Origin of the sequence: Paenibacillus sp. FSL M8-0142, from assembly GCF_038597315.1 — a bacterium.
In the GTDB taxonomy this organism is placed as follows: domain Bacteria; phylum Bacillota; class Bacilli; order Paenibacillales; family Paenibacillaceae; genus Paenibacillus_AQ; species Paenibacillus_AQ lactis.
In genome coordinates this window covers 3,442,082-3,464,030 of sequence record NZ_CP152008.1, presented here as the reverse complement: position 1 = coordinate 3,464,030, position 21,949 = coordinate 3,442,082, and the positions used below count along the sequence as shown (strand labels likewise).

Annotated in this window: 20 protein-coding genes; 16 read left to right on the top strand and 4 right to left on the bottom strand. The window is 50.4% G+C overall.

The annotated features are described in order from the left end of the window. The first annotated feature begins 8 nt into the window (after positions 1 to 8). The 8 genes from NSQ46_RS16050 to NSQ46_RS16015 all read left to right on the top strand — a co-directional run bounded on the left by NSQ46_RS16050 (position 9) and on the right by NSQ46_RS16015 (position 10,474). Positions 9 to 959 carry an ATP-binding cassette domain-containing protein gene (locus tag NSQ46_RS16050; RefSeq protein ID WP_251534995.1) on the top strand — a complete coding sequence of 317 codons (951 nt, stop codon included), beginning with the start codon at positions 9 to 11 and terminating at the stop codon, positions 957 to 959. Further along, positions 956 to 1,765 carry an ABC transporter permease gene (locus NSQ46_RS16045; RefSeq protein WP_251534993.1) on the top strand — a complete coding sequence of 270 codons (810 nt, stop codon included), beginning with the start codon at positions 956 to 958 and terminating at the stop codon, positions 1,763 to 1,765. Before NSQ46_RS16050 ends, NSQ46_RS16045 begins: the two co-directional genes overlap by 4 nt. A gap of 88 nt (positions 1,766 to 1,853) precedes the next feature. Beyond that, the gene (locus tag NSQ46_RS16040; protein ID WP_342573941.1) at positions 1,854 to 4,109 is read left to right on the top strand and encodes an excinuclease ABC subunit UvrA; all 2,256 of its coding nucleotides are present in this window, start codon (positions 1,854 to 1,856) and stop codon (positions 4,107 to 4,109) included. Positions 4,110 to 4,323: 214 nt separating this feature from the next. Next, complete coding sequence (locus tag NSQ46_RS16035) at positions 4,324 to 5,007, top strand: HAD family hydrolase (protein ID WP_251534990.1); 684 nt, start codon at positions 4,324 to 4,326, stop codon at positions 5,005 to 5,007. 379 nt (positions 5,008 to 5,386) lie between these two features. Beyond that, positions 5,387 to 6,298 (top strand): AraC family transcriptional regulator, encoded by a 912-nt coding sequence (locus NSQ46_RS16030; RefSeq protein WP_342573936.1) that lies wholly within the window; start codon positions 5,387 to 5,389, stop codon positions 6,296 to 6,298. 486 nt (positions 6,299 to 6,784) lie between these two features. After that, a complete protein-coding gene (locus tag NSQ46_RS16025) occupies positions 6,785 to 7,525 on the top strand; it encodes an MBL fold metallo-hydrolase (protein ID WP_028404244.1) in 741 nt (246 codons plus the stop codon). Positions 7,526 to 7,585: 60 nt separating this feature from the next. Continuing rightward, positions 7,586 to 8,794: an NAD(P)/FAD-dependent oxidoreductase gene (locus tag NSQ46_RS16020; protein ID WP_342577001.1), complete on the top strand. Its 1,209-nt coding sequence runs from the start codon at positions 7,586 to 7,588 to the stop codon at positions 8,792 to 8,794. A gap of 96 nt (positions 8,795 to 8,890) precedes the next feature. Beyond that, positions 8,891 to 10,474, top strand: a complete 1,584-nt coding sequence (locus tag NSQ46_RS16015; RefSeq protein WP_342573934.1) for a bifunctional UDP-sugar hydrolase/5'-nucleotidase — start codon at positions 8,891 to 8,893, stop codon at positions 10,472 to 10,474. A 139-nt stretch (positions 10,475 to 10,613) separates the two neighbouring features. Here NSQ46_RS16015 and phnE (NSQ46_RS16010) read toward each other — a convergent pair whose 3' ends face one another. The 4 genes from phnE (NSQ46_RS16010) to NSQ46_RS15995 all read right to left on the bottom strand — a co-directional run bounded on the left by phnE (NSQ46_RS16010) (position 10,614) and on the right by NSQ46_RS15995 (position 14,254). Continuing rightward, complete coding sequence (gene phnE / locus NSQ46_RS16010; protein ID WP_342573932.1) at positions 10,614 to 11,420, bottom strand: phosphonate ABC transporter, permease protein PhnE; 807 nt, start codon at positions 11,418 to 11,420, stop codon at positions 10,614 to 10,616. 13 nt (positions 11,421 to 11,433) lie between these two features. After that, positions 11,434 to 12,249, bottom strand: a complete 816-nt coding sequence (phnE, locus tag NSQ46_RS16005) for a phosphonate ABC transporter, permease protein PhnE (protein ID WP_007131305.1) — start codon at positions 12,247 to 12,249, stop codon at positions 11,434 to 11,436. Positions 12,250 to 12,253: 4 nt separating this feature from the next. After that, on the bottom strand, positions 12,254 to 13,024 hold the full coding sequence (phnC, locus tag NSQ46_RS16000) for a phosphonate ABC transporter ATP-binding protein (protein WP_342573931.1): 771 nt from the start codon (positions 13,022 to 13,024) through the stop codon (positions 12,254 to 12,256). Positions 13,025 to 13,147: 123 nt separating this feature from the next. After that, complete coding sequence (locus NSQ46_RS15995; protein ID WP_028404250.1) at positions 13,148 to 14,254, bottom strand: PhnD/SsuA/transferrin family substrate-binding protein; 1,107 nt, start codon at positions 14,252 to 14,254, stop codon at positions 13,148 to 13,150. Positions 14,255 to 14,559: 305 nt separating this feature from the next. Between NSQ46_RS15995 and NSQ46_RS15990 the strand changes: the two genes are divergently transcribed. The 8 genes from NSQ46_RS15990 to NSQ46_RS15955 all read left to right on the top strand — a co-directional run bounded on the left by NSQ46_RS15990 (position 14,560) and on the right by NSQ46_RS15955 (position 21,528). Beyond that, positions 14,560 to 15,051, top strand: a complete 492-nt coding sequence (locus tag NSQ46_RS15990) for a NisI/SpaI family lantibiotic immunity lipoprotein (RefSeq protein WP_051425036.1) — start codon at positions 14,560 to 14,562, stop codon at positions 15,049 to 15,051. A 46-nt stretch (positions 15,052 to 15,097) separates the two neighbouring features. After that, on the top strand, positions 15,098 to 15,814 hold the full coding sequence (locus NSQ46_RS15985) for a lantibiotic protection ABC transporter ATP-binding protein (protein ID WP_342573928.1): 717 nt from the start codon (positions 15,098 to 15,100) through the stop codon (positions 15,812 to 15,814). Continuing rightward, positions 15,815 to 16,561, top strand: a complete 747-nt coding sequence (locus tag NSQ46_RS15980) for a lantibiotic immunity ABC transporter MutE/EpiE family permease subunit (RefSeq protein WP_342573927.1) — start codon at positions 15,815 to 15,817, stop codon at positions 16,559 to 16,561. A gap of 6 nt (positions 16,562 to 16,567) precedes the next feature. After that, positions 16,568 to 17,335 (top strand): lantibiotic immunity ABC transporter MutG family permease subunit, encoded by a 768-nt coding sequence (locus tag NSQ46_RS15975; protein ID WP_342573926.1) that lies wholly within the window; start codon positions 16,568 to 16,570, stop codon positions 17,333 to 17,335. 29 nt (positions 17,336 to 17,364) lie between these two features. Beyond that, positions 17,365 to 18,033 (top strand): response regulator transcription factor, encoded by a 669-nt coding sequence (locus tag NSQ46_RS15970; RefSeq protein WP_342573924.1) that lies wholly within the window; start codon positions 17,365 to 17,367, stop codon positions 18,031 to 18,033. Then, complete coding sequence (locus NSQ46_RS15965; RefSeq protein ID WP_342573922.1) at positions 18,018 to 19,394, top strand: sensor histidine kinase; 1,377 nt, start codon at positions 18,018 to 18,020, stop codon at positions 19,392 to 19,394. Before NSQ46_RS15970 ends, NSQ46_RS15965 begins: the two co-directional genes overlap by 16 nt. Positions 19,395 to 19,560: 166 nt before the next feature. After that, positions 19,561 to 20,517 (top strand): NAD(P)-binding domain-containing protein, encoded by a 957-nt coding sequence (locus NSQ46_RS15960; protein ID WP_007131314.1) that lies wholly within the window; start codon positions 19,561 to 19,563, stop codon positions 20,515 to 20,517. Positions 20,518 to 20,601: 84 nt separating this feature from the next. Continuing rightward, positions 20,602 to 21,528: an NAD(P)-binding domain-containing protein gene (locus NSQ46_RS15955; protein WP_007131315.1), complete on the top strand. Its 927-nt coding sequence runs from the start codon at positions 20,602 to 20,604 to the stop codon at positions 21,526 to 21,528. Positions 21,529 to 21,949 lie beyond the last annotated feature (421 nt).

Sequence of the window (21,949 nt, the reverse complement as noted above, 5' to 3'; positions counted from 1 at the left end):
AGGGGCCCATGACGTACGCCATTGAAGCGAAAGGCTTACGCAAATCATTCCGGGGGCATGAGGCTGTGCGCGGGGTGGATTTGGCGATTCGGCAAGGAGAGCTGTTCGCGCTTCTTGGGCCAAACGGAGCAGGGAAGACAACAACGCTGCACATGTTAACCACCCTGCTGCGTCCGGATGGGGGAACGGCGTACATCTGCGGCAGCGATGTTGTCGCCGAAGCAGCCGATGTACGCAGGCGAATCAGCGTTACTGGCCAGTATGCGGCGCTGGACGAATCGTTGACCGGCCGGCAAAACTTGAGGCTGTTCGCCGGGCTCCACGGCTTTTCGCATAAAGAAGCCGTCGTACTGGCGTCTGAGTTGCTGGAATCATTCGGGCTGGGGGATGCAGGTGATCGAACCGTCGGAACCTACTCCGGCGGCATGCGCCGGCGCCTGGACCTCGCCGCCGGCATTCTCTCGCAGCCCGAGGTGATGTTCCTCGACGAGCCAACCACCGGACTCGATCCGCAGAGCCGGCGCGAGCTGTGGGAGGCGATTCGCCTGCTGGTGAAGAAGGGGACAACCGTGCTGTTAACGACGCAGTATCTCGAAGAGGCAGACCAGTTGGCCGATCGGATCGGTTTCATCGCAGACGGAAGGGTTATCGCCACCGGCACGCCGGAGCAGCTCAAAGCATCGACCGGCGGCAAAACACTGACGATCCGTCTGTCAGCAGAAACCGATCCGTATGAGATCTGTCGTCTGTTTGCAGACGAACATGGGCTAAGTGCCCATACGGATGAAGACGGGGTGACCGTAAAAGCGGCGGTTCGGGAAGCTTCGCTGGCACACGCTGCGATCAGTACGCTTATGGAGCACCAAACGGCGATCAAGGATTTCGCCTTGAGTGATCCAAGCCTTGACGACGTATTTTTCGCTTTGACCGCCACAACCGGAAAGGAGGCGACGCGATGAGTTCCATACAAGCATCTCGTGCCCGAAAGCCAGGCCAAAGTCCAGGCGGCTTGACCGCGACAGGACTGTTCATGCGGCGAACGCTGCATCACATGCGTAATAACATTTTCGGCCTTGCCGTTGAAGCGGTGTTGTCTCCAATCATTATGCTGCTCATATTCACCTTTCTGTTCGGCGGAGCGATTGCCGGTTCCGCTTGGGAATATATTCAGTATTTGTTGCCTGGCATCCTGGTGCTGACGGTGGTGCCGATGACGGTGTACAGTGGTACGACAATCTGCACGGATATCGCCAAAGGCGTTTACCACCGGTTTCGTACGTTGCCTTTCTGGCAGCCCGCAGCCATTTTCGGCTCGATCATCGCAGACAGCTTGCGCTATGCAGTGGCACTACTCGTTGTCTTGACGATGGGGTTTGGGCTTGGATTTCGGCCGGACGGCGGCCTCGAAGGTACCATGGCAGCTGCACTTTATGTCCTCTTATTTGCATTCGGTACTAGTTGGGTCTTTGCACTCATCGGCAATGCGGCCAAGCGGCCAGAGACCGTGTCGGGTACGAGCATGATGATTGTTTACCCGCTTCTATTTGCCAGCAACGTGCTTGTCGATACTTCGACAATGCCGCGCTGGTTGCAGGTGGCGATCGACTTGAACCCAATCAGCATCGCTGTTACGCTCACACGAGGACTGCTACACGGAACGGCGAATGCAGCTCAACTGGCGGCAGGCATCGGTGTCGTCCTGCTGTTGATTGCTATTTTTGCTCCGCTGACGATCAATGTTTATTTAAGGAGGCAAATACGGTAGCAGGAATGGGAATTGCTCCTCTTCCTTCAACCACTCCTCGTTGTAGGGACGTACTCCCAATCTCATGAAATCAAAATAGGAGGCTGCCATGAAGCAGGAGTATATAGAGATAAGCGGTGCGCGAGAGAACAATCTGAAGAATGTGTCGCTTCGCATTCCCAAACGCAAAATATCGGTCTTCACAGGGGTGTCCGGCTCTGGTAAGTCGTCGATTGTATTCGACACACTGGCCGGCGAAGCGCAGCGGCTCCTGAATGAGAATTTCAGCCTCTTCGTACGCAATTTTCTGCCACGCTATCCTCAACCGGTAGCCGATGCGATAGAAAATCTAAACATGGCGGTCATCGTTGACCAGAAGCGGCTCGGTGGAGGCTCGCATTCGACGCTTGGTACGGTGACGGACATCTCTCCGGTACTGCGGCTCTTATTCTCGCGTGTCGGCCGTCCCCATATCGGCAACGTCAATCGGTTCTCCTTCAATGATCCGCATGGGATGTGCCCGAGCTGTAACGGGATGGGCAGGATGGTCGTTGTTGATTCGGACGCCGCACTGGACAGAAGTAAGACGCTTCGCGGAGGGGCGATTCGGCTGCCGGAATATGCCGTCGACAGCTACGAATGGACGATTATCGCGCAGACCGGCAGCTTCGATCTGGATAAGAAGCTGAGCGACTTTAGTGACGCCGAGATGGAGGAGTTGCTGTACAGCAAGTCGCGTAAGATTGAAATGAACGTCGGCGGAAAAGCGATGAATTTCTCTTACGAAGGTATCTTTGAGAAGTTCACCCGCAAGTATATTAAACGCGATGTAAAAACGATGTCCGAGCGCACTCAGAAGATGGTGGCTCCGTACATCTCGGAAGGTCCATGCCATCTTTGCCGCGGCGCCCGCCTAAGTCAAGAAGCGCTCGCCTGCCGGATCGGCGGGTACAATATTGCCGAGCTGTCGGCGATGGAGGCCGGCCAACTAATCGGCGTGCTGCAGCAAATCGATGATCCTGTCGCGTTGCCCATCGTGAGAACCTTGACGCAGCGGCTGCAGTATTTGGTGGATATTGGCCTGGATTACCTGACGCTTGACCGCCCGACTGACACGCTGTCAGGCGGGGAATCGCAGCGTGTTAAGATGGTCAAGCATCTCGGCGGCAGCCTCGTTGATGTGATGTATATATTTGACGAGCCAAGCGTCGGCTTGCATCCCCGCGACGTTCATCGGCTTAACGACTTGCTCTGTAAGCTGCGCGACAAGGGGAACACGGTGATTGTCGTCGAACACGATCCCGATGTAATCAAGATCGCCGATCACATTGTCGATGTCGGTCCGCATGCTGGCTCCGGGGGTGGGACGATCGTCTATGAAGGCAGCTATGCAGGTTTGTTGCAGGCGGATACACTAACCGGCAAACACCTAAGTCAGGCATTGCCGATCAAAACCGATGTGCGCCTGCCGACAGGCCAATTGCCGATTCGTGACGCCACGCTGCATAATCTGAAAAATGTAAATGTCGACATCCCGACAGGGGTCGTTACCGTCGTTACTGGCGTCGCAGGCTCGGGAAAGAGTACGTTGATCAATCGGGTGTTCATGCAAAAGTATCCTGACGCGATCTTGATCGATCAGTCCGCAGTCGGTGTCTCGACCCGATCGGTTCCGGCTACCTATATAGGAATTATGGATGATATACGCAAAGCCTTCGCCGCCGCGAACAAAGTGAACGTCGGACTGTTTAGCTTCAATTCCAAGGGTGCCTGTGAAAACTGTCAGGGGCTCGGCGTTGTATACACAGACCTGGCTTACCTTGATGACGTGAAACTGCCTTGCGAAGCATGCGGCGGTCAACGTTTCAAGGATGAAGTGTTGGAGTACATGCTGAACGGTCGATCGATCGCCGAAGTATTGACAATGACGGTACGCGAGGCGCTATGCTTCTTCGATCAGAACCACGCTGACATCGTGTGCAAGCTTCAGGCAATGAGCGACGTCGGCCTCGACTATCTGACGCTTGGTCAGCCGCTCAGTACGCTGTCCGGCGGCGAATGCCAGCGCATCAAACTGGCTGGTGAGCTACATAAGCAGGGAAGCATCTATGTGATGGATGAACCGACGACCGGGCTGCATATGTCGGACATCAGCCACCTGCTGGCGATCATGAACCAGTTAGTGGACGCCGGGAACACCGTTATCGCAATCGAACACAACCTTGACGTCATCCGTAGGGCGGACTGGATTATCGACATGGGACCAGAAGGAGGAAAGAAGGGGGGGGACATTGTTTTCGAAGGCACTCCCGAGCAGCTGTTGCGCGAAGAGCATTCGCTGACAGGGCGGTATCTTCGCGGCTAGCGTGCAGGTAGTGAAGGCAGATCGGCAAGCCGTTTCAAACAATTCGAGTAGAATAAATGGACTGGTTTCAAACCAGTAATATTATATAGGTCAGCCAGAGATTTGATTTCTGGGTGGCCTTTTTCATGGTTTTAAGATGGATGGAAGGGGGGATTCCAAAATGTGGTATAGTAATATGAGATTATAGTGCAAGGGTATAGTGCAAGGGAGGCGCATGTTGAGGAACATTGATACGGTTGTTTTTGACCTTGACCAAACATTGCTAGATAAATACCAGTCGTCCGTTCAATTTGCTGCTTATCAATATGAACAATATTCTTTGGACATGTTCATTCCGGATAGGAATGAATTTATCGTAAAGTTCTCTGAGCTTAATCATATGATCATACCGAAGGAAGAGGTGTACCGAAAGTTAGCAGAGCTCTTCAAGTTGGACAGGAACTTATATCATGAGCTGCTTGCGGATCTGAACCACAAGTTTCATCATTATAGTGTCGGATATGCTGGGCTGCATGAAATGCTCAGTTTGTTAAAGAGGGAAGGGCATAAGTTAGGAATCGTCACGAACGGCCGAGATTTTTACCAACGAAACAAAATATCCGCATTAGGCATTCATGCCTATTTCACGGACATTGTTACTTCCGGTTCTGTGAATATCAAGAAGCCTGATCATGCCATCTTTCAAATCGCTCTGAAGCATTTGAGATCAATCGGAAGACGTACTGTATTCGTTGGTGATAGCATCGAAGCAGATATCATTCCTGCCAAAGAACTTGGAATGTTCACCATTCTTAAAGCAAAGGATGCTCTCTCGACGCTGCCCGATGCAATTTGCGATGATTTAATAGAAATTCCGAACATCATTAAATCGCTAGAATCAGCGGCTCCTGGAAAATGATCCGTTGGTATGAGGAGAAGGGAGGAGCGATTATCATCGAATAGCACTTTTGTGGAAAGTAGATTTGGTAATTCCTAAAATCACATTGAAAGGATCCTTTGTGTTATTCCAGTCGAGATAACGCTGAAGATTTCCAGTTGAAATTGTGTGATTTGCAACTTTAACATAAATCAACTCTCTCAGCTCTAAAACACCGATTAAGCTCTGCATCAAGCGCCCCAGGTCATAGATTTCAGCGAATTGTCAGAAAACATTTTTTGTTTGGTGAAATGGATGTTTCGAGGAGTTCAATGCGGTTACTGAGTATCCACATTACGAGTGATACGATATAATTTAAATATCAGGGATGGCCTTCAGAGGTTAAAAAAAGGGGGACGCTATGGCATTGAATAGCGACGGCACGGTTTGGACGTGGATGGATACCATGAAGGTTCGATATATGTTTAACAGCAAACCTGTTTTAAATAGTGAACATCTTGGGTGGAAGAACATCCAACTTTCTAAATGGGATAAAGTTGCTCCTCAGGAAGCCTATGTAGAGTCGATGCCGAATTATCTGATCACCATGCACACATCACCCCAGCCGCTAAAGACTCTAACGCTCTTCGAAGGGCGTGAATACGAGAGGGTGATGAAAACCGGTGAAATCTCTTGTTACGTACCGGGCAATTTTGATTACTTTCGATGGGAGAAAATAGAGGCTTCTTATATTGGCATGATGTTGTCTCCTTCTTTGGTGCATCAAGTTGCATCCCAAGCGGATATGACATTTAAAGGTCAGAATGAGTTTACCAATAAGCTATCTATTTACGACTCCAAGCTCGTTCAGTTGAGTCAATGGTTGGTGGATGAAATCAATAGTAACGGAGCCAGGGGAACGTTATACATAGAATCACTATCCAACCTGCTGGCCCTTCATCTGTTGGAGATATTCGCTCAGCCCAAACAACAGTTTTATGTTTCCAGGAAATTATCGGATCAGCAACTATCAAAAGTTATAGAGTACATGCATACCCATTATAATCAGGATATTTCTCTGGAACAATTGGCTGCGGTGGCCAATCTAAGTCAGACCCATTTGGTTCGAATGTTTAAACAGACGACGGGACTGAGTCCATATCAATATTTCATTCACCTCAGGATTGAGAAAGCCAAGATGCTAATGATGAACCGCGAATATACGATTGGGGAAATTGCAGCGATCCTCGGGTTTACCGACCAAAGTCACATGAATCGCCATTTTAAACGAATCACTGGATTATCTCCCAAGGAATACATGATGTCAACTTGATAGTTGGAAATGATGAACCAATCTCTTACCACAATTCGTTGTGGTTTTTTCTTTTTTACGGCAAATCTTCAGATGGGCAAATCGTACAAAAAGATGTTTGTATCTTACAAGACCGCAAATCGCATTGCTTCTAAACTATAAATAGCCTGCTGGCTTATAAATTCATACATGGGGGTTGATTGGGATGAGTACAAATTTCAAGTTTGTTTCCATTCTTTGACTTGAGCGAAAGCACATATGAAGCCATTAAGATAATGGAAAGTGCAGAGTGTGAGGCCGTCTGCATATGCTTTGATGAGGCGATATCTGCAAAAATGTACTAGGAGCTAATAAACGAATAAATTGACTAAACATGCATGAACATCGAAGGCGGCTTGATGCTGCGTATAACCTCTAAAAATATTAATTCAGGTTATAACAAAGATACACGATGATAGGATAGCCGGAAAAACAATGATATTCAGTTATAAAAGAGGAGGACTGTAAGTGAACATTCAAAAATTGCCTTGGGCAGGTATCCGTATCGAAACAGACGACATCGCGATTGTAATCGACCCAATTACTCGCATTCTAGAAGAGTTTGGGGGCGCTCGTGAGCCCATGTATCCGATCAGCTATTTCGGCAAAGCAGATGCCGTATTAATTACTCATCTGCATGAGGATCATTTCGATCCGGCTGGGATTATTGAGGCTTACGGGGCTGCGATTCCGGTCTATGTGCCAGCCGGATTGGAAGGTGCAGCTAGGGCTTTAGGATTGACGAACGTAAACGGCGTCGCAGTCCGCTCATCCTTCGAGCTTAGTAGCGATGTGAAGGCGACAGCTCTACCATCCGTAGATGGTCTTGGCGACATCCAAGTGGCTTGGTTGGTCGAAGGATCAGGACGTAAGGTTATCCATTGCGGGGATACTCTCTGGCATGGATACTGGTGGAGCTTTGCTCAAAATTACGGGCCGTTCGACGCAGCATTTTTACCTGTCAACGGTGCAGTGCTTGAATTGCCGGGGATGATGCCCAGCGGGCAACCCATCTGCCTGACTCCGGAGCAGGCAATCGCGGCAGCCACAGTTCTCGGTGCCAAAACACTTGTGCCTATTCACTATGGAACCATGCAATATCCGCCAATCTACAACGAAACCCCGAATATTGAAGCCCGATTGGCGGCAGCTTCGAAAGTTCAAGTAAATGTAACCTTGTTAAAAACAACGGAAAAATTAGCACTGTAATAGAGTGACGGTAGCTTTCATCGTTAGACTGCAAAAGGATAAACAATTGAGGTGAACGAGATGACTTTCCATAATAAATCTTTCGATATTGCCGTGATCGGCGGTGGACTTACAGGATTGACGGCAGCCGTTTATTTGGCGAGAGCAGGGAAATCCGTCATCGTGCTGGAAAAGGAAAACCAGCTTGGAGGACTTGCCCAAACGGTTAAGTTAAACGGAGCGCTATTCAACCTGGGTCCCCATGCGATGTATGAGGGGGGAGCGGCACTTCGGATCTTAAACGAGCTTGGCTGCCTGCCTGAGGGCGGCTATGCGTCCAAGGGCAGCATGATCGGGATCATACGGGAAAAGATCGTAGAGGTACCGAAGGATTTGACCTCGGCAGAAAGCCGGGAGTGGAGCTCCCTGATGGGCGGCATCGGACAAATCAATGCTGAATCAATCCGGTCGATCAGCCTGCAACAGTGGGCGGACGATAACATTCTTCACGAGCGCGTTCGTCTCCTCTTCCTCGCCATGTGTCGGCAGTGGACCTATTGCGATGCGATGGACTTGATGAGCGCGGGATTTGCAATCCGGCAAGGGCAGCTTGCCGGTAATGGTGTCCGGTATGTAGAGGGAGGCTGGCAGAGCGTCGTAAACAATTTGCGCGATGCAGCGATCCATGCCGGAGCTTCCTTCGTTACGGGTAATGGCGCCCAGCAAATACAGATTAAGAACGGCCTCGTACATGGCGTCGAGCTATCAGACGGTAAAGAAGTGAAAGTATCCGTCGTCATCGCGGCAATAGGGCCGCATGAACTTTGCCGACTCTTGCCGGGAGCGGATGGGCTATCGATCAGCAGATGGAAAGCACAAGCGCGTCCGCTGTATGCCGCATGTCTGGACGTGGCTTTGAGACATTTCCCATATCCAGAGCGTGTGTTTGCGCTTGGATTGGATGCACCACTATACTTCTCCAAACATTCAGGACCCGTCAAGCTGAGCGACAACGGTGCGCTCGTCTTGCACGCGATGAGGTATAACGGCAACGATAACAGGAGAGATGCGCAAGCGGACAAGAAAGCGTTGACCGATCTTCTGGATCTTCTGGAGCCAGGCTGGGAGAAGGAAGTCGTTGCAATCCGATTTTCTCCGAACGTCCTCGTAGGCCACGATTCGCGCACGATCCATCAAAATGGGAATGGGCTGACTCCAAGCCCTGTCGTTCCCGATGTTCATGGCCTATTCGTCGCAGGTGATTGGGTAGAAGCGATGCGCTATGGATAATCCTTATCCTGTTGTTTTTTATATATCCATAATACTCCACCCGTATAATAGAAGACTGTAAGGTCTGAACACTGAGACGATAGGAGGACACGCGGAGTGGAGCCGAAAGAAAAAGTAGTCGTTACGATATTGGAAACCAGCGATGTTCATGGCCATATTTATCCGACGGACTATCGGGGGCCCGGGGACAAGCCCATTGGGCTCGCCAAGCTGGCTGAGATCATTCACAGAGAACGGCTGGAAGCCCCGCAGCTTATACTGCTGGACAACGGGGACCTTCTGCAGGGTACGCCGTTTATGTATCATTACGCCAAGTACGACAGAACCGGCACGCACCCCGCTGCAAGCGCGCTGAACGCACTCCAGTACGATGCGGCGGTGATCGGCAATCATGAGTTCAATTACGGGCAGGAGCTGTTGAATCAAGCGATCGAGGACGCAACCTGTCCCTATCTGTGCGCGAATATTATGAACGAACAAGGCGGTCGTCCGGCGTTCGGGCAGCCTTACCGGATGTTTGAGATGAAAGAGGGGATTCGGGTCGCGGTGCTTGGCGTCACCACCCATCATATCCCACACTGGGAAGAGCCTAAGCACATTCACGACTTAACCTTTGAGGATGCCCTTGAGTCCGGACAGCGATGGATCAACCATATTCGAGAAAACGAACGTCCCGACGCTGTTGTTGTATGCTATCATGGCGGTTTCGAGCGGGATCCTGCTACCGGAGACCCTACCGAACCGCAGACGGGAGAAAATCAAGGCTACGAGATGTGCATGCGCCTACAAGGCCTCGACGTGTTGCTGACCGGGCACCAGCATCGGTTGCTTGCCGGCGAGCTGAACGGCGTTGTATTTGCTCAGCCCGGTTCCGCAGGACAGGCAATCGCCAAGGTTCAGCTGACATTCGAGCGGGAGAAGGAAGGCAGATGGTCGATCCGCGGCAAGAGCGCCCAGCTGCTGCCAGCGGAGCAAGCAGAGGCGGATCATGTCGTGCTTGCGATGTTTGCCGAGCAAGAAAGGAAAACGCAAGCCTGGCTGGATCAGCCGATCGGCAGGGCCGAGGGCGATATGTCCATCATGGACCCCTTCGAGGCAAGACTGGGGGATCACGCATTCACGGAGTTCGTCAATCGGGTGCAAATGGAAGTTACGGGAGCAAGTATATCCTGCGCCGCGATCTTTACGAATGAAGCCCGGGGCTTCCTTGGGGAAATTACGATGCGGGATGTGGTGTCCAACTATATCTACCCCAATACGTTGAAGGTGATTCTCCTAACCGGACGCGATATCCGGGACGCGTTGGAGCAGAACGCCCGTTATTTTACTCTGGACAAGCTGGGGCAATTGCAAGTGTCAGAGAGTTACCTGGAGCCGAAGCCGCAGCACTTCAACTACGACATGTGGGAGGGGATTGACTATGAGCTTGACATTTCAAGACCCGAAGGCGAACGGGTTATTAAGCTGCAGCGGAACGGACACCCCTTGGATCCCGACGCTACGTTCGAAGTGGTGATGAACAGCTATCGGGCGGGAGGCGGCGGAAACTTCCGGATGCTGATGAACAAGCCTGTCGTCAGGGAGATTCCGACGGACATGACGGAGATTTTGGCCGATTATATTTTGAAGCATCAGGTCATCCATGCCGTCTGCGATCACAACTGGAAGGTCGTCTACTAAATAGATCCGCACATAACAAAACCAACCATTTGTATGACATCCTATGAAAAAAACCTCCAATCCTGCGCTGCATCAGGGTTGGAGGTTTATGCGTTTACGGATGAACGGAGCGTCATATTAGGACCGTCAGATAAGCTTGTTATCCTTGGACCAGTTTGGATCGAAGCTTGTTCGAGAACCATTCGATAAGGAGGATAAGGATGACCAGGCCGATTAAGATGGAGCCGACCTGATTCCACTTATAGCTGTTCATGGCAAAGATCAGCGGCGCTCCGATCCCGCCGGCTCCCACGAGTCCTAGAATTGAAGCCTCACGCATGTTCATGTCGAACCGATAAATGGTAACGGACAGGAACAGCGAGAACAACTGCGGAATAATTCCATAGCGGATCTTCTCAAAGGTGGTACAGCCGATGGATGTCATCGACTCCAGGACTTTCTTGTCCAGCTCTTCGATCGCATCCACGTAAAGCTTGGACAGCATACCGATCGAGGTCAGCCCGATCGTGAGCACCCCGGCAAACGGTCCCGGACCTGATACCCGGATGAACATCAGCCCATAGACGAGGGCAGGGATCGTTCGGATCAGAATAAGCAGCATTCTTGTAAGCCAAGCGATCGGCTTCGGCATGATATTGGAGGCGGCCAAAAAGGCGAGCGGAACAGACAGCACGGCACCCACCAGCGTACCCAGAAATGCAATGGCCGTCGTTTGAACGAGCAGGTAGAGAACACTCTGCTTCGAGACGCTGAACAGCAGGTCCAAATCCGGATGGACAATGCCTCTCAATATGTTAAGGGCGATTGCCAGTCCGTTTTGGTTCACGTCTGTAAAGCTTACAGCGCTTAATGACCAGGCGAACAAAATCAGAACGATTGCCGCCACGGTCAACATATAGCGATGATTGCGGGGGGATGCAAGCAGCTGCTTCTCAATTGTCGTCATAGCATGGATCTCCTCAATTTAACTTTTTTCGAAAATGCTCGCTGATCGTTTCAATCACGTATACGGTGACCCCCAGCGACAAAATGATCATACCTACGCGCGGATAGTCGCGCCATCCGAGATTTTCGTTGATCAAGAGCCCGATTCCACCTGCCCCTACATAACCGAGAATGGCCGCATAGCGCACGTTCCCCTCGAAGCAAAACAAAGTGGTGGACAGATAACGCGGGAGCACTTCCGGAAAAATAGCGTAGCGAAAGGCTTGAACACGGGTCATGCCAATCGACTCCATGGCTTCGAAGGAGCCCATATCGACGTTTTCGATCTGCTCGTACAGAAGCTTCCCGACGTACGATAGGGTAAAGAGCAGGATGGCCACCAGGCCCGCCGTCGGTCCCAATCCGAAAACGAAGGTTGCAATCAGCGCCGTCACCAGCGTCGGCAATGTTCGGAGCAGGCTAAGCATAACTTTAAAAATGGTCACGACCGCTTTGTTGCGAATGACGTTGAACGAAGCAAGCAGGGCGAACGGTAGAGCCAGAAGGGCGCCGATCATCGACCCAAGCACGGACATCTGCAGCGTATCCAGCAAGGCTCCCCACAGCTGTGGCGTATAACTCCATTTGGGGGGGATCATCTCGCCTAGAATGATAAAAAACTGGCGGATCCTCGTGAACAGAACATGTAGGCTGAACCCCGTCAAATTGACGGATAACGCGGTCACGGCTGCGAGCGTGAGCAAGGTAAGGGGAAGCCGCGATCTTTTTTCCAGGACGATTTTACCGTTTGGAAGAACCATCTTTTTGGGAGGAAACCATTTATCAAACATGCGCCTAATTCGCCTCCGCCAAAAATGGAGTTTCATTGGACTTGCTGCCGTAAATGTTATCGAGGATTTCCTTGGTCACCTGATCGGCTGCTCCGTCGAAGACGATTTCGCCTTCGCGCACTCCGATAATGCGATCGGCATACTCCAGCGCGATCTCCACATGATGAATGTTCATGATCACAGAAATCTTCATGGTCTGATTGATGGTTTTGAAATCGTCCATAACCAATTTCGACGTTACCGGGTCCAGTGAAGCAATCGGCTCGTCCGCCAACAGGATATCCGGATTCTGGGCGAGTGTTCGCGCCAGCGCTACACGCTGCTGCTGCCCGCCCGAGAGCTGGTCTACTCGCACGTATGCTTTATCCAGAATGCCGACTCTATCGAGAGCCTCCAATGCTTTGAGCTTATGTTCCTTGGTAAATACACCGGTCAGCTTGCGCCACATCGGAAGGTCAGGCACGAAGGAAACCAGAACATTCTTGATGACGCTCATTCGAGTGACCAAATTGAAGGACTGGAAGATCATCCCGATCCGTCTTCGGAAACGGCGAATTTGTTTTCCTTTCAATTTGGACACATCGACATGATTCACGTAAAGGTGGCCGCTGGTGATATCGTGCATGCGATTAATGCAGCGGATCAGCGTAGACTTGCCTGCACCGGATAAACCGATTACGGCCACAAACTCTCCTTGTTCGATCTTCAGATTGATATTTTTGAGTGCATTCGTGCCGTTGTGATACGTCTTGTTTACGTGGTTAAACTCAATCATGGCTAAACTCCAATCCTCGCATATTCAGCTGCTGAACAGAAAAAAAGGAGAACATCGGTTAAAGGCTTGATGCTCTCACTTTTAATAAAAGAATAAAGTCGTTGGACGATCATGCGGTGTTTATTATTTTTTCAAGTTTTTAATTATCTCCTGCGCTTTGCGCTCGCCGTCGTAATCGGAAGGCTGTGCTTCCTTGTAGCCTTCGTGGCTGTATACCGCGATCACGTTCTTCCCTTCCTCCGTCTGGGCGATGGCGATAAAGGCTTTTTGAAGCGCGGCCTTCAGCTCGTCGTTCATGGTTGGGCTGTTCTTGCTGACGCTAATGGTGTCATTGTAAATGCCTTGAGTGACCCCGATAATATTCGTTTCGTCCCAAATCGATTGTTTACGGCCGAATTCATTTGTCCATTGCTCTTCATAGTCGCGTCTTGCGTCCGCGAAAGCAACGATAATGTCGACTTGTCCGGCCGCCAGTCGGGCGAAGGAACTGCCGTAAGAGTCGGATGTTACGACGTGGGAAAGGTCGGTAATGCTTTTGTTATAGTTGTCTTGCAGCCACAGCGTAGGGTAAATGTATCCGGCGGAAGAAGAGGTGGACATCACAGCCCAGTTCGCATCGTTCAACTCTTCCCATGTCAGTTCTTCTCCGTTGTTGATTTTGGCAGCCAATGTTTGACCTTTATCGGATGGACCTGCAATGAACAGAGCCCGATAATACGTTGCCTGATCGCTTGTCGGCTGGGTCGGCTTATTATCGTTCCAGTCCTTGGCCTGGTCGGAGTCATTGGATAATCCAGCACGGGTGGCGGTCAAAATGACGTCGGCTCCGTCATCGTACAGAGCATATGTGCCGCCCGGTATAAAACCGACATCCGTTGTACCGGCAGTCAGTGCTTCGCCGACGGCTTCATAGGTGGTTCCTACATCAATGCTGACTTTTCCGACATCAAATCCCTCGGATGCTAGCTGGCTCTTCAGCAATTCCTTGAGCGGATCCGTTGCCGTAATGATTTGATCCGGATCCTTGGACGGGACGAAGCTGATTTTCAGCTCTTCGATTGTCTGAGCCGCTGTGCCCGAACCGCCTGTGGATTGGGAAGTCGAAGTCGGCGATGATGGGGCATCAGGCGTTGAATTGCCCGAGCCGGAGCTGGAGCTGGAGCCGCAGCCGGCAAGCAGCGCGATAACCAAAGCGAATACGGATACAAGCGTCATTTTTTTCTTCAACATAAGTCCCCCTGATTATAATAGTGATTCTCAAGACACGGGCTGACCTCGGCCTTGAAAGCCAACCCAATTGTATAATCGCTTTATTATCGATGGATTAACCTTGTGTTAAGCCAGTTATAAATATGTAGGATTTTCCAAATAAACATAATAAATATTATGTAAACTAAAAGTAGTCGCCTTGATGGCGGCTTTTTTTTCATGGCATGAAGAAAATCTTCGAATCTTGATGGTTCTCTGATATTTCCCGATTACCGTTGTTATTACAACATCATCTTTGACATGCAGGATATAAGGAGGCTTGTTACATGAAGATAACGTCCAAAGGCTGGATCCTCTTTACGGTTAGCGCGCTGCTCCTACTAACAGGATGCGAAAGGCTGGAACAGTTCACGCAAAAGGTGGTTGAGGAAACGCAAAAAACAGCCCACTATACCTTGGAACTCGACGAGGAAACGGACCTTACGATCGAGCAGCTTATCGATGAAGGGCGACTGGACCGTCTGGTGTTCGACGGAAGACTGTATGAGCTGCAAGGGGAAGCCGATCCGGAGTCTAAAGGCGGCCATATAGGTTTTATCGGCGAAACGTATTATGTGGATCAGGAGGGGAAGAGGTGGACCGAGGACGAATTGAAGAATCCCTATCTATACCTTGATCCAAAAGACATTCGGGAGAAAAGCCCAATGACGTATGGTTCCGTCTATCGACATAAAGGAGAACCCAAGGGGAGCTCTAACCGGATCATCATTGAGCTTAACCGGAAGGTTCTGGAAGCAGAGCTGGTCCGTGAAGAGTAAACAACTGCATCAATTAAACATATTTCAAAGGATAGGAATGATGAAAATGGTTAATGGCCCTTTATTAGAAATGCAGAAGGTCTCCAAGCAATTTGGCAAGGAAAAGATCGTCAAGGAGCTCTCCATGCAGGTGCCTGCAAACTGTATTTATGGACTTCTCGGCCCTAACGGAGCGGGCAAGTCGACGACGCTTAAGATGCTGACCGGCATCATTGCGCCGTCATCCGGCAGCATCTGGTTTGACGGTCACCGCTGGAGCAGGCAGGATTTGAAGCAAATCGGAGCGTTGATCGAATCCCCGCCGATTTACGGTAATTTAACGGCTTTCGAAAACCTGAAGGTTCGCAGCCTGCTGCTCGGGCTTCCGGATTCGCGAATTCAAGAAGTATTGGATTTGGTGAATTTGTCGACGACCGGCAAAAAAACAGCAAGGAATTTTTCAATGGGGATGAAGCAGCGGTTAGGAATAGCGATTGCACTGCTCAACCGCCCCCGTTTGCTCATCCTCGATGAGCCTACGAACGGGCTGGATCCGGTCGGTATCCATGAGCTCCGTGAGCTGATCCGTTCTTTTCCCCGTCAAGGGGTGACCGTCATCCTTTCCAGTCATTTGTTGTCCGAGGTGGAACAAACAGCCGACCGAATCGGTATTATTAACCACGGCGAGCTGCTATATGAAGGGGAAGTTCAATCCGGACAAAATTTAGAGCAACTATTTATGGATGTCGCTACAACTCCTGCAAGACGAAAGGGAGGCGTTTAGATGATCCCTTATCTTCGATCGGAACGCCTAAAGCTCAAACGTACGTTTTCAACCAAGCTTTTCTTTCTGGTACCCGTCGCAAATGTGGCGTTTTCGTTGCTTATGAATCCGATGTACTTTGTATCCAATACCATCAATTGGTGGTCCATTTTGTTCTTGCCCCTGATGCTGGCACTATGGGCCAGCCTGACGCATCAGAAGGAACAGCTTGCTTCGCGTTATCAAGGGGTCTATCTGCTTCCGGTTTCGCTCCGAAACATCTGGCTAGCCAAGCTGATCGTGATTAGCATCTACTCTCTTGCAGCCTTCGCGGCCTATCTTTTGGTTCTGGGGGCGGTCGGCATGCTCTTTACGGGAGAGAGCATCATTACGATGGCCACGTTCATGTCCGCATTGGTGCTGTGGCTAACCACTCTCTGGGAAATTCCCCTGTTCATGTGGATCGCCAAAAAATGGGGAGCAGCCGCAGCGATCGGAACCAACATCGCATGTGCAATGGGCCTGGGGATTCCGCTCTCCTCACGGACATTCTGGTGGGCATGCCCATGGAGCTGGTCCATCCGGCTGATGGCTCCGATTGCCGGAGTCCACCCCAATGGGACATTGCTGGAGCCGGGGCATGCGCTGCTGGATATGAAGGTTCTGCCGGTAGGGGTTGGAATGTCATTGTTACTTACGGCGGTACTCAGCATGTTGACGATGCAGCGATTTGGTCCGCAAATTCGAAGCGGAAAAGGAGGCCGCTGACAGGGAATGACTATATGGAGATGTTTAAGAGCGGATCTGACGAAACTAAAACGTACCAAGCTTATTTGGATTCTCGCCGCAATTCCCGTCGCTTACGCCGCGCTTTTTCTGGCGTATTTTACCGGCAGGACAGAATCTTCCTCACAGATGTATTTGTTCTACATGGAGAGTTTGGGCGTTGCGCTGCCCTTTTTCATAGGACTTGCGGCTGGCTTCATGATTGACCAGGAAAGACAAGCCGGCCATTTCCAAGTGCTGCTCGGGGGAACGGCATCCAGGATTAGCGGATATATGAGCAAACTGCTTTTGTTGCTCTTATTGCAAGGATTATTGATATTCCTTGCCGTAGTACTTTGGATCGCGGGTATGAAATGGGGGTTGCACTTGACCGATATCCCTATATGGAGTTACGTTTGTGGGTGGTTCTGGCTTACATGTTCCAATTTCATGCTGCTGATGATGCATTTATTTATTGCGTTTGTGTTCGGGATGGGCGCATCGATCCTTATGGGAGGAGCCGGATTGCTGATGACTGCGCTCATGGCGACCGGTCTTGGCGATCAGGTATGGATGTACGTGCCTTGGGCGTGGGGAGTTCGATTCAGTGGTTTAACCGGCATGGTATTGGACGGCTCCTTGGCTCCGGAAATGGCGAACTACGTGCAAGACAAGATGGCGCAGGGCATGGGATTTGCCGTCTCGTTGACTGCGGTCGGTCTTGCGGTAAGCATCGCCTGGTTTCGCCGATGGGAAGGAAAGACTGCGCATGAATAAGGCACTTGTACATAGAAAGAGGTGTAAGGATGGCAAAAATACTGGCAATCGACGACGAAATGGACATTTTGGCATTGATAGCAAATATTCTGCGACGTGACCGTCATGAGGTGATTACCCGATCGGAAGTGACGGAGATCCAGCCTGAAGCATTTCAAGGATACGATCTGATCCTGTTGGACGTCATGATGCCTCACGTGGACGGTTTCGAATTGTGCAGGAAGATTCGAGGGTATGTCAGCTGCCCGATTCTTTTTCTCACGGCCAAGTCGGACGAGGAGGACGTGGTGAACGGGCTGATGCATGGAGGGGACGACTATATCGCAAAACCGTTCGGCGTCAAAGAGCTTAGTGCGCGGGTGAATGCTCATTTGCGGAGAGAATCACGGGAGAAAAGCTTGTCCAGGCTTACCGTTTCGGGAGTCAGCTTTGATTTTGACGCGAAGGAAGTATGGGTAGGCGATCAGCAGGTACGGCTGACTCCGAATGAATACAAAATCTGTGAGCTGCTCGTTCGACGAAGAGAGCGGGTGTTCACCCGGGAAGAAATCCATGAGGAGGTTTACGGGATTGATGGAGATGCCTTATTTACGACGATTACGGAGTTTATCCGGTCGATTCGCAGTAAGTTCAAGGCGCGTGGGGTCTCTCCCATCTCAACGGTGTGGGGAGTAGGCTACCGATGGGACAACGATTAAGACAATCCAGCCTTAGGCGGGAGCTGCTGCATTATGTCATCCTCTTATCCGTTTGCCTTATTGTATTGGTCCTGCTGGGTGTTCTCCTAAACAGACTGGCGATAAATGCAGGTCTCGTCGTCCATGCCAATTATGACGAACGGCGGGTTCTGGATGCGGAGCCGGGTATACAGGAGGCAAGATTGTTTTCCCATGAACTGATTCCTGAAGACATTCCTTATGTTGTGGTGGATAAACGCACGCTTCAGGTGGTTGAAGGCACGCTGGATCCTTCCGGGGAGGAGGCGGCCATTCGAGCGATTCAGAACAGAACAGCCTATCAGGGACAGGCCGTTTACCGTGTGGTCGAAAGAGAGCAAGAATATGTGGTTCTCCACTATAAGGTCCGTTCCCGCTTTACATTGCCATGGTTAAGAGCGCATTTTCCGGATTATGAGCTTACGACGCTCATCATCGGCATAATAGCGATCGTTAGCATCGTATTTGCCGTGACCACGATCTTTGCCAGGAGATTACAGCGGCAATTTGATCGCATTCAGCAGCTGACCATGCGGATTCGGAGCCGGGATTTGAGTATGGAGGCGGAGAGGTCAGCGATTAAGGAATTCGATGATGTTTTGTCCTCTCTTCAGGAAATGGCCAAAGCGCTGGAAGCTTCGCTTCAAGCCCAGTGGAGAACGGAAAACCGGAAGCGGGAGCAGATTAGTGCGTTGGCTCACGACATCAAGATCCCCGTCACGATTATCAAAGGAAATGCCGAACTGCTGAGCCTTGATGAGCAAAGCGAGGAGCATGCAGGATATACCGAATATATCTTAAATGCGAGCAGCAGGATCGAACAGTATGTCAGCCTGCTTATCCATATCTCAAAGACGGAACAGGACATGAACATAACGCTCAAGCCCATCTGTCTGAGGGATTTTGCAGCTGGGCTGATGCAAGACTTCTCGGGTTATATCGGGCAGCGCAGGATCGAGATTGCACTTGACCTGGAAGAGACAGTGACGCTGGAGCCGGCTTTTGATGATGAACTGATCCATCGTGCTGTTATGAACATTTTGACGAATGCAGCGGATCATACGCCTGACGGTGGAGAAGTTCGAATGGCAGTCTCCTCATCGGGCAAGCACGTACAATTTCGAGTGACGGACAGCGGGCGCGGTTTTACGACTGAAGGTTTGGAGCAGGCTACCCAGCTGTTTTATATGGGAGACAAGAGCCGTTCAGCGAAAGGTCACTACGGCATCGGATTAACATTTGCCAATAATGTAGCACGGCTCCATCATGGCTCTTTACAGCTTTCCAATCGGCCTCAAGGCGGGGCTGAGGTAACGCTTGAAATCCCCGCCCGGCTTAAATAAAAGTCCCATTACCAACGGTAATATATTTCGAAGCACCATCGTTTCGACCGAGTATCTCAGTTCTACAAAGCCACTGATCAAGCATCAGTGGTTTTTTGTTTGACCTTGACACTAGTGTCAAGGTCTAGAATAAAGGACGAACGCGGCCAACAGGAGACGGTTCTATATGGTTCGATATTTCTTTCGACAAGGGAAAGGGGAAATCAAAGTGAGTACCGATCAAAGCAAGAACGAAGCTCTCTCTCCAGTGACCATCATCGGTCTTGGCGAGATGGGGCAGGCATTAGCAAATGTATTTTTGCAAAACGGATATCCTACGACGGTTTGGAACCGGACGGCAGCGAAGGCAGAAGCCTTGGTGAAGCAGGGAGCTGTGCTTGCTGCCACACCTCGTGAAGCCATACAGGCAAGCCCGGTCGTGATCCTGTGCGTTCTGGATTACGATGCCGTACATGAAATCCTTGATCCACTCGGTGATGCACTTAAGGGTCGTGTTCTGTTCAACCTAACGAACGGAACTCCTAAGCAGGCACGTGATACCGCACAATGGGCTAAGGATCGAGGTTACGATTATATCGATGCCGGTATCATGGCCGTTCCGCAAATCATCGGAACCGAGGATGCTTTTATCCTCTACAGTGGAGGAAACAAGAACTCCTTCGATTCCAATAAGGAATTGTTGGATGTAATGGGCGCGTCCACCTACTTAGGCGAAGATGCCGGTTTAGCATCCTTGCTGGATCTAGCGATGAATGGTGCGATGTATGGGATGCTCGCCGGTGCCATGCACGCTATCTCGGTAGTTGCCACAGAAGGGATCAAGGCACAGGCTTTCTCGTCAGAACTCTTGATTCCCTACCTCACTGCAATTACCGGCATCATACCTAATCTAGCCCGCCAGTTCGACACGAAAGAATTTACGGTTGGCGTCTCGGCCAAACTTGCCATGCAGCAGGTGGGTTTCAGAAATATTCGGCAAGCCAGCAAGGACCAAGGGATTAGTACAGAGCTGCTCGACCCGATCCAATCTCTTATGGACCGGCGTGTCGCTGCCGGGTTCCCCGATGACGACTTCTCCGCTGTTACCGAGCTTTTTAAACAAGCAAAGCACCAAAACACGTGAACTTGATTATTTCTGTGCATCTTTATAGGCGTTTAAGACTAAACCGTCGTAATTAGTGACAATCCCATGAAAGGAGTTATTCCAATGAAAAGTGATCATATTGAAAACATAAACAAGTCTGCCAGTCATGGAACTGAAAAAGTTGGGAGTCGTTTATCGGTTACGGTTATCGGTCTAGGCCCCATGGGGAAGGCGATCGTCGGCGCTTTCTTGGATAAGGGCTATGAGGTGACTGTGTGGAATCGCACGTTAAGTAAAGCCGATGATTTGATGGCTAAAGGTGCGATGAAGGCATCCACGGTCAGCGAAGCGATTACGTCCAATGATTTGATCGTTCTCAGCTTAACGGATTACCGTGCGATGTATGCTATTTTCGAACCGATCTCGGAGCAATTAACCGGAAAAGTTATCGTAAACCTGAGCTCGGATACCCCTGAAAAAGTACGAGAAGCGTCAGAATGGTTAGCCGAACGCAACGCCGTACAGCTCACCGGCGGAGTGTTGGCCTCGCCTCCGGGTATCGGTAATAAAGAATCCGTCACTCTATATAGCGGCCCTAGGAAAACCTTCGACGATCACCAAAATATCCTGGAGGTGCTGACCAGTACTAGCTATAAGGGCGAGGACCCGGGACTTGCCATGTTGTACTACCAGTTGCAAATCGATGTCTTCTGGACCGCTATGCTCAGCAACCTGCATGCAGTTGCGGTGGCGAGAGCAAACGGAATCACGGCTGAACAGCTCCTGGCTTATGTTTCGGACATTCTATCCACTATGCCGAAGTTACTGGAATTCTACGCTCCCAGGATTGACGCTGGGACACACAGCGGTGATGTGGAGAAACTTGCGATGGGGCTGGCGAGCGTCGAACACGTCGTTCAAACATCAAATGAAGCAGGAATCGATGCTTCGCTGCCGGCCGCTGTCCTGGATGTCTTCAAACGCGGTGTTGCTAGAGGACACGCTGGTGATAGCTTCACGAGCCTAATTGACATGTTCCAAAAACACTAGGTTAACCGTTACATGTTCGGTCCATAGGAATGAAGGCAGCTTGTCATAATCCATCTGTTGCACTTAACTTAATTAGCTCGACATCGCAGATTTGAACGATTGACAAGGCCAATGAGAACTTGGAGCAAACTCAATTGAATAAGAATTCACACAAAAACGCATTGTATGGGACAATGCGTTTTTGTGTGCTTTTGATCAGGAAGACAATGTTGAAATATCTCATGACATTGAAGAGAGGGTTCTTCATTGGTTTTGTGCACTCCTACAAAATTGTTCATTGAAGCTATCTATTTTCTAGGAAGGCACCATCTTTTCCAACACCCTAATTTTAGAGATCATAACAAAACTGTTTCTCTAGACCCACCAGTTTTTTACATTGTATGATGGGAACTGTTATGGGGAGGCGAAAGCGCAACAATCG